This is a genomic window from Paenibacillus sp. FSL E2-8871 (assembly GCF_038000345.1).
Taxonomy (GTDB): domain Bacteria; phylum Bacillota; class Bacilli; order Paenibacillales; family Paenibacillaceae; genus Paenibacillus_AQ.
Map to the genome: position 1 here is coordinate 5133057 of NZ_JBBOBV010000001.1, position 13843 is coordinate 5146899.

11 protein-coding genes are annotated in these 13843 nt (G+C 47.3%); 9 read left to right on the forward strand and 2 right to left on the reverse strand.

Annotated elements, in window-relative coordinates:
- Positions 1-9 precede the first annotated feature (9 nt).
- The 9 genes from NYE25_RS23255 to NYE25_RS23295 all read left to right on the forward strand — a co-directional run bounded on the left by NYE25_RS23255 (position 10) and on the right by NYE25_RS23295 (position 12422).
- Positions 10-2274: a helix-turn-helix domain-containing protein gene (locus NYE25_RS23255; RefSeq protein ID WP_341146935.1), complete on the forward strand. Its 2265-nt coding sequence runs from the start codon at positions 10-12 to the stop codon at positions 2272-2274.
- Between the two features lie 281 nt (positions 2275-2555).
- Entirely contained in the window at positions 2556-3476 is a 921-nt protein-coding gene (locus tag NYE25_RS23260; RefSeq protein WP_256716358.1) for an ABC transporter permease, read from the forward strand.
- Positions 3477-3486: 10 nt separating this feature from the next.
- Positions 3487-4347, forward strand: a complete 861-nt coding sequence (locus NYE25_RS23265) for a carbohydrate ABC transporter permease (RefSeq protein ID WP_076285188.1) — start codon at positions 3487-3489, stop codon at positions 4345-4347.
- A gap of 58 nt (positions 4348-4405) precedes the next feature.
- Complete coding sequence (locus NYE25_RS23270; RefSeq protein WP_179085801.1) at positions 4406-6028, forward strand: extracellular solute-binding protein; 1623 nt, start codon at positions 4406-4408, stop codon at positions 6026-6028.
- A 79-nt stretch (positions 6029-6107) separates the two neighbouring features.
- A complete protein-coding gene (locus NYE25_RS23275) occupies positions 6108-8063 on the forward strand; it encodes an alginate lyase family protein (RefSeq protein WP_341146936.1) in 1956 nt (651 codons plus the stop codon).
- Between the two features lie 42 nt (positions 8064-8105).
- Complete coding sequence (locus tag NYE25_RS23280; protein WP_445667146.1) at positions 8106-9245, forward strand: glycoside hydrolase family 88 protein; 1140 nt, start codon at positions 8106-8108, stop codon at positions 9243-9245.
- A 244-nt stretch (positions 9246-9489) separates the two neighbouring features.
- A complete protein-coding gene (locus NYE25_RS23285) occupies positions 9490-9903 on the forward strand; it encodes a GNAT family N-acetyltransferase (RefSeq protein ID WP_341058954.1) in 414 nt (137 codons plus the stop codon).
- Between the two features lie 217 nt (positions 9904-10120).
- Positions 10121-10753 (forward strand): NAD(P)-dependent oxidoreductase, encoded by a 633-nt coding sequence (locus tag NYE25_RS23290; RefSeq protein ID WP_340973890.1) that lies wholly within the window; start codon positions 10121-10123, stop codon positions 10751-10753.
- Positions 10754-10799: 46 nt separating this feature from the next.
- Positions 10800-12422, forward strand: a complete 1623-nt coding sequence (locus NYE25_RS23295) for an NAD(P)H-hydrate dehydratase (RefSeq protein ID WP_341146937.1) — start codon at positions 10800-10802, stop codon at positions 12420-12422.
- A gap of 7 nt (positions 12423-12429) precedes the next feature.
- Here NYE25_RS23295 and NYE25_RS23300 read toward each other — a convergent pair whose 3' ends face one another.
- Together NYE25_RS23300 and NYE25_RS23305 are read right to left on the reverse strand one after the other, a co-directional pair.
- A complete protein-coding gene (locus tag NYE25_RS23300) occupies positions 12430-12885 on the reverse strand; it encodes a hypothetical protein (RefSeq protein WP_076300113.1) in 456 nt (151 codons plus the stop codon).
- A gap of 32 nt (positions 12886-12917) precedes the next feature.
- A complete protein-coding gene (locus NYE25_RS23305) occupies positions 12918-13814 on the reverse strand; it encodes an SDR family oxidoreductase (protein WP_341147777.1) in 897 nt (298 codons plus the stop codon).
- Positions 13815-13843 lie beyond the last annotated feature (29 nt).

Sequence of the window (13843 nt, forward strand, 5' to 3'; positions counted from 1 at the left end):
GAGATCACAGTGCTTAGAAAGTCCTTTTTCACAAAACTACTTATAGCTTATCTTATTATTGTATTCGCTTACACGATGATTGCGGTCTGCCTTTCTTTTTTTAAAGACGGTCAAAGAGTGCGATCGGAATTGAGTCAAAACCAGCAGAATTTTCTCATGCAATCGCGCGACAAAATTGACACGAAACTCGGCGTTTCTTTCAATTTAATTGCGCAATTGAGACGTAATGATCATGTTGTTAAATTCGCTGAAAAAGAACGCAATTACTATGAGATTACACAAACCTCTTATGCACTGCAAAATCATATAGACGCATTCTCTGAATTCGGATATAGCATTGATTTAATGAAGACTAACGACGATCTGGTCATAACTCCGCAAATTTCGTCGGATAGAAGACGCTATATGGAAGATATGGGAATGACGAATGAGGATTTGGCACAATTAGGCACAGACAGCACGAGTCCAACCATAACGCTATCGAGCCGCCAAAAGACAACTTCGACAGATAATGAAAGCGCATCCATTATTATCGTTAATCCGGAACGGGTAGGAATAGGGAATTCATTATTTTTTGTGGTCTCCTTCTTTGAACAATTGCTGCTACCGCCCCTATCCCCTGATACGCAAGAAGCTTTTGCCATTATCGAGAATGGTAGATACGTGACGCTTAAATCAAGCTTTGACGATAAACGGGAAAAGCAATTGCTTGCCTATCCACTGGCACAACTGGATGAACAGGCAACCGTGGATTATAAGAAGCTATCCAATGATGAATTCGATTTCCATTTAATCCGCTCGAATACAATGCCGCAATGGTCGTATATGTATGTTACACAGAACTACTCTTTGGTGGACTCCTTTTCCCCCAATTTAAAAGGGGCTGTACTTTTATTAGCCATTCTTATCTTTGTGGGACTTGCGTTCGCCTATACAGTTTCCAGGCGCATGTACCGGCCTGTGGGTCATCTCGTAGGATTGTTCAAGAGCTACGGTGAGCCTGTGGGAGCAGACGAATTCGCTTTCTTGAACGAGACAGCGACGAGTATAAGTAAAGCCAATGAACAGATGAAATCCGCGCTACATGAGCACAAGCTTTCGATGAGAGACAAGTTCCTTCGGGATTTGCTCCATGGACTCGTTCCACCTGAGAAGGTGGATGACCTGCTAAATGCACATCAACTGCAAAGCCTTTCTAGCAACTTAAGCGTTTGTGTGATTTCATTCTCGAACGCTAAGGAATTGGAGGAGCAATATTCGAAAGATGCGATTCTTACGATAAAATCAAAGACTTCCTTGATTATTCATGAGCAGTTGAAAGTTCATTTTCCTTGTGAGTTGCTTGATCACGATTTCACCAAATTTGTCTTCATAATCAGTGAATCCGATACGGAATCCATTCAGAAGAAGCTCACGAAAGCGATGGCTCAAATCGAGGACGCACATGCATACGGATTGACTGCAGCAGTAGGCCAGCCCGTAGCCTCTGCTGGCGAAATTGACCGCTCCTTTATCCAGGCCCTTGATATTCTGAAGAGGAGATCGGCAGTGGACAAGACTTCCGTCATTACGTATAAACAACTCAGTCAAGTTCAGATGGTGAGCTATTATTATCCTATCGATACGGAACGAGAGCTGATCAGCTATGTGATTCGCGGCAAGCGGGAGAATGCTTTAAATACGCTAAATCGCCTGCTATCGGAAAATCTGGAGCAAAGGCAGTTAACCAGGCAGCAGCTCGACCAGTTCAGCCTGCTTGTGTTGGCTACGCTGAGTCGAATTATCCAGCAGTTGAATATGCCTTTCGAAGAGTTCGTTCAAGCTCATAAGGAATCTCTGGACATCGTACAGCACGGCGAATCAAAGGAGCTAATGGTTTCCGCCATTACTTCCTTGTTTGGCGCCATGATGGATACGATTGATCAGCAGAATGAAATGATGGATAACAGTACGGTAAAGCGGATGATTGAATATATTCATGACAACTACAATAGGGATTTATCGCTTAGCATGATAGCGGAGGAGTTTAACTTCTCTCCCGGTTATGTCAGCATCGCGTTCAAAAATCATTCCGGAGAAAACTTTAAAGATTACTTGAATTTTTATCGTGTGCAGCAAGCTAAAGAAATTATGCGCCAGCAGAAAGATATCAAAATTGGAGATTTAGCACTAATGGTTGGGTGCAACAATGCGAATACATTTATTCGCATGTTCCGCAAGTATGAAGGATTAGCTCCTGGCCAATACGCAAAGAAGCTTAACGAGAAGGAATGAGGCTTCAAGTAATGAGAACCGTTGATTCAAAACAAAGCCGCCTAGCTTAATTGCCAGGCGGCTATTGTATGTTCGACGGGCATTTCTCTATATAACGAGAAATTGTTGATACATAAAATAATGCACATTATGAACCCAGACATAAAGAGTTGCTGCTAGATGAAATAATGGCGATAGACAGCGCTTACATTCGTTCCTATAGTTTAAATTGCAACGCTGACCTTTCAAATAGGAGCGCTCCTGAAGGGATCAGCTAAACATCGTTGCGAGAGGAGAAGAGGGTGCTGCTTAACTTTAAAGAAATAAAAACCAACCTGATCAGGGACCGTTATCTTTACCTGCTCCTGATACCGTTTCTGGCTTGGTATATCATCTTTGCGTATAAGCCGATGTACGGCCTGCAGATCGCCTTTAAGGATTTCAGTGTATATAAAGGAATTGAAGCGAGTCCCTGGGTGGGGTTTGAACACTTCGAGAGCTTTTTTAAAAGTCCATATTTCTGGCGGCTATTAAAAAACACAGTATTGCTCAGTTTGTATCAATTGCTGTTCGCGTTTCCTGTGCCGATTATCCTCGCTTTGTTATTTAACGAATTGAAGAATGGAATTTTCAAGACAACGGTGCAGACCTTTACGTATTTGCCGCATTTTATTTCGGTCGTTGTCGTAGCTGGGATTGTTACCAACTTCTTGGCTCCTAGTAACGGTATTATCAATATCCTGATTGAGATGATGGGTGGCGAGAAGCAATACTTTCTGACCAATCCCGATTATTTCCGAACTATTTTTATCGGGTCCATGGATATTTGGAAGGAAGCGGGATTTGGTACCATCATCTATATAGCCGCTTTGTCCGGCGTCAATCCGGCCTTGTACGAAGCGGCGGTTATCGATGGAGCTAACAAATGGAAGCAAATGTGGCATATCACACTTCCCGCCATCATTCCAACGATTGCAATCATGCTTGTCATGAAGGTGGGTTCCATGCTGGAAGTTGGCTATGAGGCGATCATTCTTCTGTATCAACCAGCCACCTATGAGGCGGCCGACGTTATTAACACCTACGTATATCGGGCTGGTCTGCAGGATGCACGTTACGATCTGGCTACAGCGGTGGGACTGTTTAATGCCGTCGTTGGATTTATTCTCGTCGTATTTGCCAATAAGATGAGCAAGAAGTTAACGGATACTGGATTATGGTAGGTGATGGAAGATGAAAAAAACCAGAGGCGAAAAGCTGTTTTATATCTTTAACTGCGTATTTCTTGGGATTATTGCTTTGCTTGCGTTGTACCCTTTTGTGTATGTCTTATCCGCATCCATCAGCTCCTCCGACGCGGTCGTTACCGGCAAAGTGATCTTGTTGCCGAAAGATATTAACTTTGACTCCTATGCAAAGGTATTATCGGAAAAGGGAATTTGGATTGCCTACTTAAACACGTTCTATTACACCATATTCGGCGTAATGGCCAACTTGATTCTCACCATTTGCGGTGCGTATGCCTTGTCTAAGAAACGGATTATGGGGCGCACGGCCATCAGCTTCTTTATCGCGCTGACGATGTGGTTCCAACCGGGCATGATTCCGATGTATCTTAATTTCCGAGATTTGAACATGCTCGATAGCAGGTTCACAATTGTTATCGGATTCGCGATTACGACCTTCTATGTGTTCCTCATGAGAACGTTCTTCCAGGGCATTCCGGAGGAACTCGAGGAAGCGGCGAAGGTTGACGGAGCAAATGATCTGACGATCTTATGGAAGGTGTATCTGCCGCTGTCCAAAGCCGCTCTTGTGACGATCGGATTGTTCTATGCGGTGCACCGCTGGAATGGATATTTCTGGACGATGATCCTACTGAGCGACGAGAGCAAGGTGCCGCTACAAGTCCTGCTAAAGAAGCTGATTGTTGAGATGAACGTGAATGACGAGATGGGCAATATGGCGGTATATTCAAAGGAAACGATCATCTATGCGACTATCATCATTTCCATTATTCCGATTGTTGCAGCTTATCCCTTCATTCAGAAATATTTCGTCAAAGGGACCATGATCGGCTCCGTCAAAGGCTAGTGGCTGTTTCCAACTTTTTATTATGAAAGCAAGAAACCAATATTGGGAGGTCATGAATGTGGGTAACAAAAAATGGATGAAATCATCTGCAATAATCATGATGACAGTCGGTATGCTGCTGGCAGGCTGTAGTAATAATAACGCTCCGCAAAATAGCGGAAGTGCGGCGAATGATTCAAAAGAGTCAGACACAACCCAGTTGTCTGGGCACCTGATCGTCAAAGACCCGCTTGAACTGACGATCCACATGCACTACACAGATACGTTTATATACGATGATAACTGGCCTATCTTTAAAGAAGCGGAAGCTATGACCAATATTAAGCTGAAGGGAACCGCATCTAAGGCCTCAACGAATAGTAAAGAACTGTTCAATACAATGATGGCTTCAGGGAAAATTCCGGATCTGGTTCATCATCAAATTAAAGAGCAGTACGACAGCCTTGGGATTGAAGGAGCCTTTCTCGAGCTAGATGGATTGATCGAAGAACATGCACCGAACATTAAAAAGTTCTTGTCCGAACATCCAGATGCAGCCAAATTTATGAAGGCTTATAACGGCAAGACGTATTTTCTAAACTTTACTCCAGATGGACCGGCTGCCAAGGGCTGGTTTGTACGCCAGGATTGGCTGGATAAGTTGGGACTTGAGCAGCCGAAAACGGTAGATGAGCTGCATGCACTATTAAAAGCATTCAAAGAAAAAGATCCGAACGGTAACGGAGTAAACGATGAAATTCCATACTTTAGCCGAACCAAGCTGGATGGGATTTACGATTTGTTGATCCAGTGGGGCGTGCGGGGCGGGGCCGATGCGGCAAAACGCGGATTTTACGCGGACAACGGTGTCGTCAAGTACGGCATGTATGAGCCGGGCTATAAGACAGCAATCGAGAATATTGCGAAGTGGTACAAGGAAGGCCTAATCGATAAAGAAATCTTCACCCGCGGAGCGAAAGCGCGTGACATTTTGCTCGGAGACAATATAGGTGGCATAACGCACGACTGGTTCGCCAGCACGGCTAACTTCAATGACATTCTTGCGACTAAGATTCCTGGCTTCTCCTTTGGTCCGATGACGCCTCCAGCGAATACCGAGGGCAAAGTCGTCGAAGAGAGCTCCCGTAAGCAGACGCATGCGAGCGGGTGGGGAATCTCGGCGGCAACTAAGCATCCCGTCGAAGCGATCAAATATATGGATTTCTGGTTCTCAGAGGAGGGCCGGAGATTGATGAACTTTGGTATCGAAGGAAAACACTACGATCTCGTGGACGGCAAGCCGAAGTTTAAAGAATCCATATTGGAAAATAAAGAAAAGACAGTGATTCAACAGCTTCAGGAAGAGGGAGGACAAATTGAGCTCGCCTTCCATCAAGACTATGCTTACGAAGAACAATGGACAAACGCGACTGCATTGAAAGGCATCAAGGAATACATTGATAATGGCTATATTATGGAGGCTTATCCGCCGATTTCGTATACGGATGAGGAACGGAGCGAATTTGAAGAGTTAAATGCTGGCGTACTGACTTATGTTGAGGAAAAGCTGCAGAGATGGGTGCTAGGTGTGGAACCGGTCAACGATGAGACATTCAGTAAGTATATCAAGGAATTGGAAGACTTAGGCATCAAGGATTTGCTTGCGTTAGAGCAAGTTGCATACGACCGTTACATGAAATAGTTGGCATCGCTCCTTCCGGAGTCTAGATGATTTCGGAGGGAGCATTCATAATCGAAAATAACATAACGGAGATGGATAAATGAATCTGCAATCATTGCTGAAAGAGCAGATGACTACGACGGAGCTATTAGCTAACTTGCGTTCGCGGCTGGAGCCGATGGATGAGAAGGCCGCCTATATCGCAGCACATATGCCTGATCACGTGCGTGAGACGATCGCGAATGCTGAATTCGCCTATCAAGGAATGATCATGCTTCCTGGCACAGGGGGAGTCAGGGAGTTTGTCGGGAATCCGCCTAGCTGGCTAGAGCGCAGACATAATGACAATGAATATTTATGGCAGCTGAACCGCATGACGCATTGGCAGGATTTACTGGAAGCCTACTCGCTCACCAAGGACGCGAAATACGGACTAAAGGTCATCGACGAAATGCTGGACTGGATCGAAACGGTCACTATTCCTGAGGACTTACTGGATAAGCCGATTGGCTATTTTACGGAATGCCATCCGCTGAGGGTTTTGGAGATTGGTATCCGGGGCTACAAAATTTGGCCGCTTGTCTTGGAGCATCTAGGCCGCTCGGAGCTGTTTACGGAGGTAGTATTAGAGCAGTATTTAACGGTCATTTACAAGCAAGTAAAAGCTTTGCGTAACGTGTCGCCTCAGCTGTGGCCTAAAGCAGATCATAACCATTATTTAATGGAATGTTTGGGCCTTCTGACGACTGCCCTTTACTTTCCCGAGCTGAAAGAAGCTGAGGAATGGAAGGCTTTTGCGATCGAGGGCATCGAAAAGTGCAGCATGGCGCAACTGACAGAGGACGGCGGTCAAATCGAGGGCTGCCCATCGTATCATAATGGCTGTATGTTCTGGTTTGGGCTGGCTGTGGTTCTGGCTAAGCGTTTCCAGTTTCAGTTCTCCCCAGCGTACATGGAACGGTTTAGAAAAAATCTGGATTACTCCATTTACTCGTTAAGACCAACCGGGAAATGTGTACCTGTAGGTGATTCCTATGCGAACCCGCTTGCTGTAATGTCCGGTGTTTATGGGTATTTTGCGTTGGATGATGTTTCCTGGCTGGGGCTAGCAACGAACTTGATCGATGTGACTGAGGTGGTACGGGAAGCAAGCAAGCATGTATGGAGAGCACTCGATGTTCGCCAATTCGTGGAAGAGCTGCATTCTCTGCAGGGCAGACAATTTGTATTAGATAAGCAGACGACATTCTGGAATCGTACGCTAGATCAAGCGATTATCCGCAGCGGCTGGGATTCGAAGGCTCTTAGCTTTTTATTTACATGTAAAAGCCCAATACAGAATGCCCATGCCCATATCGATTTGATGAGCTTTGATTTTACGGCGCTTGGAAAAGACATGATTTGCGATCCCGGATTTTTTTGTTATCGGGATGATGAAGACCGCAAACAGTTTAAGAGCTCAAATTATCACTCCACACTGCTGATCGATGAGCGAGATCATTTCGAGTATATTTCTCCGTTTAAATTCGGGCCGCAAAAGCCCGGTGGAATCTACAATGTAGAAGATAGAGGCTTCTACCGGCTCGCCAGTGCTTGTCATACCAACTACGATCCGGTTGTTCATTACCGGCATATTTCGCTAGTGGATAATCGATTCGTGCTTATTGCCGATCGGGTAGAAGGGCTGAATGACCATAGCGTTCAGCGCTATTTCCATCTAGATTTTGTCGAGGTGGAGGAGAACAAGAACGGTGTGGTCGCGACAAGTGATATTGCGAATCTGGCGATAGCGACAAGCCATACGGGAGAATTGAATCTCTTGGAGGGAAGATTATCCGATGAGACCGATCTCTCAAGGCCTTCGACAAGGGTCCGCTTTCAGGATAGGTACAGCGGTACTATGACTTTCTTGACCGTGCTTATTCCTTTTCAAGGGGGGCAACAGCCTGCCGTTCAGATTATTGAAGAAGAGGAAGGTGTATTTAGCTTCGAGCTTGGAGATCAGTACTTGGTTTCGATAAAAGAAAGAGATATGCACATAAGCAAACGGGCTTGAAAAGGGGGGACCCTTAGAAAGTTAAAAATAGGAGTGAGCAGATTGTTGAACCTTCAGGCTGATGATCAAATTTGGGTAGATAATGTCATAGCTAAACTAACGGACAAAATGGACGTCGTATGTGAACGATCAAGAAACAAAATTCCATACACGACAAGAAATGGCACGCACGACAATCAGATCGAAAAAGATATCAACTGGTGGACGAATGGATTTTGGGGCGGTATGATGTGGCTCATGCACCATGAAACCGGCGCTCAGAAGTACAAGGAAATCGCCAATTTCACGGAGGATGCATTGGATGCCTGCTTCCATCAATTCTACGGTCTGCATCATGATGTCGGATTTATGTGGTTGCCTACGAGCTTGGCCAATTATAAAGTTACCGGAAATCCGGAATCTCGTAAGAGGGCAATGCATGCCGCCAACTTACTTGCTGGACGATTTAATCTGGCAGGCGGATTTATCCGGGCTTGGAACGATGATACGGCCAGCGAAGATACAAGAGGGTGGGCGATCGTGGACTGCATGATGAATCTCCCGCTTCTCTATTGGGCGAGCGAAGAGACTAAAGATCCGCGATATGCGCAAATCGCAATGAGGCATGCGGACACTGCTCTAGAAGCTTTTATCAGGCCGGACGGTTCCGTGAATCATATCGTGGAGTTCGATCCGTTCCATGGAGGCGTGGTCCGAACTTACGGCGGCCAAGGCTACGAGGATGGCTCGTCCTGGACACGTGGGCAGACCTGGGCTTTATACGGCTTTATGATCAGTTATACGCATACGGGAAAGCCGGAGTATTTGCAGGCGGCCAAACGGGTGGCGCATTATTTTATGGCTAATATTCCGGATAACGGGGTTATTCCAATCGATTTCCGGCAACCGAAGGAGCCCGCTTACGAAGACTCCACGGCAGCGGTGATCGCAGCTTGCGGACTGATCGAGATCGCCCAAGTTGTTGGCGAGCTCGAAAAGGAGGTCTATCTGAACGCTGCGCTGAAGCTCCTGAAAACAGTGGACGCTACTCGCTGCGACTGGACGAAAGATTTTGATCATCTTTTAATGGGCGGTTCTGCAGCGTATCATCATAAAGACATTCATGTTTCAATCATTTATGGCGATTATTACTTTATGGAAGCTATTTTTAAGTTAAAGGGGAACGACTTGTTCTTGTGGTAGTAAACGATATACCAGATCAGTTAACCAGATTATTGGGAGTAATCGCCTATTTAATAAGAAGATAATACTTCATAATAATGAAAATCGTTGATAAAAAAAGCCGCCTAGCCTATGTGCCAGGCGGCTTTTGTATATTCGACGGAGGCGAGTCTTGCCTGTGCACCATTGAGTCGTATATAGTTGGAACAGCAATGCTGAACGGCGCTAATTCTATTTTATTGTAAGATGCTAGGAGGGGAACGGTATGGGGACAACAGGAAAGCTGGATATACGTCATGAATGTCCTTCAGTGGAACAGTATTTAGCGCTGAGAAAAGAGGCTGGATTGAGTGCAATGAGCGCGGAAGGTGCTGCAATAGGGCTACCTCGTTCTATTTTTGCGGTAACTTTGTATGAGGAGGATTCCTTGGTCGGGATGGGCAGGGTGATTGGCGATGGGGGATGCTTTTTTCAGGTTACGGATATCGCGGTTAAGCCTTCACATCAAGGACGGGGTTTAGGGAAATTGATTATGCGAGAAATCAGAGAGTTCCTTCATACTGTACCGGAGAAGGCTTATGTAAGTTTGATTGCAGATGGGGAAGCCTCTAAATTATATGCACAATATGGCTTTGAATCGGTCATGCCACGTTCTCAGGGAATGTTTTTGCGCCCTTAATGTGAGGACATGCTACTTAGTAGAGAGTGCCCCTTGTATTGGTGAAGGGGTTTTTCGTTTGGAAGTTAACGGATGCGTTTTGATTTCAAATGGACCTCAGGGGATAAATAATGATTAAAGGTTGTAAGGGAAAGGCTATTGAGACGAGTATTGAAAAATATAAATAAGCAGGAAGGCCGCACGCTGGCCTTACCCGGAAAAAGTGAGGAAAAAACAGATGGATGTTGTAGTATTGGGTGCATCAGGAACGATTGGAAAGGCGATTGTACAGGAGGCTTTAAAAAGAAAACATGAGGTAACAGCTGCGGTACGGAATCCAGAATCAGTAACTCTTGAACATGAACGTTTGCATATCACGACTGTAGATGTTCTAGATCCTGCTTCAGTTGCAGCTGCGGTCCGTGGACATGAAGAGGTAATCAGTGCATACGGTCCAGCACTCGGCCAAGAGAAGGATTTGCTAACAGCAGCTAAGGCAATTGTAGAGGGGATGCAAGAAGCTGGGCTCAATCGACTGCTAGTTGTGGGTGGTGCAGGGAGTTTGAAGACTGAATCTGGAGAGCTGTTGATGGATACGGCAGATTTCCCTGCTCAGATTAGACCACTGGCAGAGGCACATGCGGAAGCTTATGAAATTTACAAAAACACAGAACTGGACTATACGTATGCCAGTCCTGCTGCGGTAGTTCATTCAGGTCGACGTACAGGCCAATTCCGCATTGGACTCGACCGTCTCGTTTTTGATGAGAATGGCGAAAGTATAATCAGTGTAGAGGATTTTGCTGTAGCTATGGTGGACGAGCTGGAGGAAGGGAATTTTAGCCGGACGAGATTTACTGTAGCTTATTGATATCAAGCTAGTTGTGGATTGAAGTGTAGCGGAAAGGGGCCGAACCATGTATCTGGTAACTGCTGAGCAAATGCGGCGGCTGGACGGAGAAATAATCCAGCGGCTGGGGATTCCAGCTATTGCGCTGATGGAGAATGCGGGAAGAGTGATCGCAGAGGAGATCGTTGCGCTGTGCCGGCGGAGAGGTGGAGAGGGCTGCAGAAATGCAGCCGGATGGGAAGACGCCGGGAAGGATGCATTTCAGGTCAGCGCAGATCATGCGCTGACCTTGGACAATGCCGCCACCGAGCGATGGTTCATCCTCGTCGGCAAAGGCAACAACGGCGGCGATGGCCTCGCCGCCGCACGGTATCTTCGCGAGACCGGCATCGCCGTCACGCTCGTTTATGCGGTGCCGCCGGAGTCGCTCTCCGGCGAGGCAGCTCTGCAGCGCGATGCGGCTGCAGCTATGGGCCTTCCTGCCGTGGTATACGGCAGGGATCGGCTGGACTTTGCCGAGTGCAGCGGCATCTTGGATGCGCTGCTCGGCACCGGCGCCGCGGGAGCCCCGCGCGGCGCCTATGCGGAGCTGATTGCCGCAGCGAATAGCAGCGGCAAAGTGATCGTGTCCGCGGACATCCCGAGTGGTCTGAACGCGGACACCGGTGAGACGCATGAGCCTTGCATTCATGCGTCGGTGACGGTTTGCCTCGCGTTTCTCAAGCGAGGCCTCCTGCAATACCCCGGTGCAGGCGCAGCGGGGCATGTGAAGGTCCGGGCCATCGGCATTCCGTCTTCTTTGGCCCCTGAAAGCGGTGTGCAGGTTCACCTGCTGACACCGGAAGTGCTGCATGCCCATCTGGGCGTAGATCTGGCCCGCCGGCGTTCGCCTGAAGGCCATAAGGGTACTTATGGGCATGTCCTTCTTGCTGCCGGCACCTTAAGAATGAGCGGCGCCGGACTGCTCTCTGCCCGTGCTGCGCTCCGGGCAGGCTGCGGATTAGTGACATGGGCGCTTCCTCAAAAGCTCCTGCCCTGTATCATCGGTTCTGCCCCTGAACTCATGTTAGCCGATGTTGGGGGCAATGAAGATGGAACCTGGCAAGCAGGGAGCGTTTCAGAGCTACTGAAGCTAAGTAAAGAACGAGATGTTCTTGCCATTGGTCCCGGTCTTGGTCGATTCGAGGCTGATACAGAATGGCTTCGCAATCTCTGGGAAGGGACGGATTGTCCTCTGGTGATCGATGCGGATGCTTTAAATATATTAGCTGACGCTGATTACAAGAGCTGGGCAAGTAGACGCCATCCGGTGATTCTGACGCCTCATCCAGGTGAGATGGCCCGTCTTGCTAGTATAACAACAGCTGAGGTACAACGGGACCGCATCAGTCTGGCTATGGGATATGCGAAAGAGCATGAGGTTACGCTTGTATTAAAAGGAGCACATACGGTTATAGCAACGCCTGAAGGGCAAGCTTATGTAAACACCACAGGCCATCCCGGCATGGGTACTGGTGGAGCCGGTGATGTGCTAACGGGCATCATTTCCAGCCTGCTGGCTCAGGGACTGAATGAGGCGCAGGCAGCAGCTTTTGGTGTATATCTACACGGATTAGCAGGTGAGAGAGCCGCCCGTCAGCGGAATAATCCAGCGGCTATTATTGCCGGTGATATCATAGAAGCACTCTGAGTGCAGCTTATAACAGCAGCAAGCAGAGCAGCGGTAGAAATAGTGCAAACACAGGCAGTAACAGAGGGGAACGCTCTACACCCAGTTGCGTCACTCGTAGCAGCAGCAGTCCCAAAATTCCAGCCAGGCCCCACAGCAGTAGCTCTGCACCTTGTTCTGCTGCCAGCCATAGACCTGCACCGAAACCTGCGGCTACGTATACAACAAGGGAAACGATGTGGGATGTGGTACGCAGGAGGCGCAGCAGAACATCGGCTACTAGTGCGGCTGGCAGTCCATAAGCGTAAATCGCATAGGGGATCGAAAGTGGCCAACCCTCTGGTATGCCGTTATGTTGTGGAAACCCAAGCATAAGTAAGGAGATAAGGACGTACGTTAGCCCTGCGCAGGCTAATTTTGTTAAGGCATACATGCCGCTTGTTAAACGGACAGAAGGAATATCATAATCGGGCATCTTATTCATAGGTATACATTCCTCTCGTGGTGAGTTGTGTATCAGCTGGTGACCATATCTCCACCGTTGACATGTATACATGTCCCGGTAACATATGAAGAATCAGGGCCCGCTAAAAAGAGATATGCTCCTGCTAGCTCATAAGGCTGTGCAGCACGTTTAAAGGGTGTATCTGTACCAAAGATACTAACTTCCTCTGCAGAGTAGCTTGAGGGAATCAGTGGGGTCCATACCGGACCGGGAGCTACACTGTTGACTCGGACGCCAGCGTCGACGAGAGATAAGGCTAAAGAGCGGGTAAAAGAGACCACCGCCCCTTTGGTGGAGGAATAATCTATGAGCTCCTTATTTCCTTGATAGGCAGTAATGGAAGCGGTATTAATGATGGATGCACTTTTTTTAAGATGTGGAAGTGCAGCCTGAGTGAGGTAAAAGAATGGAAAGATATTCGTCTGGAACGTCTGGTACAATTGCCCTTCTGTGATATCCAAAATACTTTTTTGTGGATATTGGACCCCGTGATTATTGACCAGAATGTCCAGCTTGCCGAAGGTGCGGATCGTATGCTCCACAGCCCTGAAGCAATTCTCCTTATGGCGTAAATCAACTTCAATCCTTAGACAGCGTTGCCCTAATTCTTCGATCCGCTTTTGAGTGACTTCCGCATCTGAGGCTTCGTATAAATAAGCTATAGCAATGTCTGCACCTTCTTTTGCAAAAGCAATGGCTGCGGCTTTACCAATCCCGCTGTCGCCTCCGGTGATGAGTGCAACCTTTCCCTTCAGTTTTCCACTGCCGATAATTTCCGGGTTTTCACTGATGGGACGAGGATTCATCAGACTCTCCAGGCCTGGCTGACGATCTTGATGCTGTGGAGGAAAAGCAATAGGCTGCTCTTTACATACTGTTCGCTCCCCATAATAGGGGGTAGATGGGATTCATTTTTTTGAAGTAACCTCCTTGCGTT

Coding starts and splice junctions, on each gene's coding strand:
- NYE25_RS23275 (WP_341146936.1), top strand. CDS start 6,108: ATGAATCTGCAATCATTGCTGAAAGAGCAGATGACTACGACGGAGCTA.
- NYE25_RS23295 (WP_341146937.1), top strand. CDS start 10,800: ATGTATCTGGTAACTGCTGAGCAAATGCGGCGGCTGGACGGAGAAATA.
- NYE25_RS23300 (WP_076300113.1), bottom strand. CDS start 12,885: ATGAATAAGATGCCCGATTATGATATTCCTTCTGTCCGTTTAACAAGC.
- NYE25_RS23285 (WP_341058954.1), top strand. CDS start 9,490: ATGGGGACAACAGGAAAGCTGGATATACGTCATGAATGTCCTTCAGTG.
- NYE25_RS23290 (WP_340973890.1), top strand. CDS start 10,121: ATGGATGTTGTAGTATTGGGTGCATCAGGAACGATTGGAAAGGCGATT.
- NYE25_RS23265 (WP_076285188.1), top strand. CDS start 3,487: ATGAAAAAAACCAGAGGCGAAAAGCTGTTTTATATCTTTAACTGCGTA.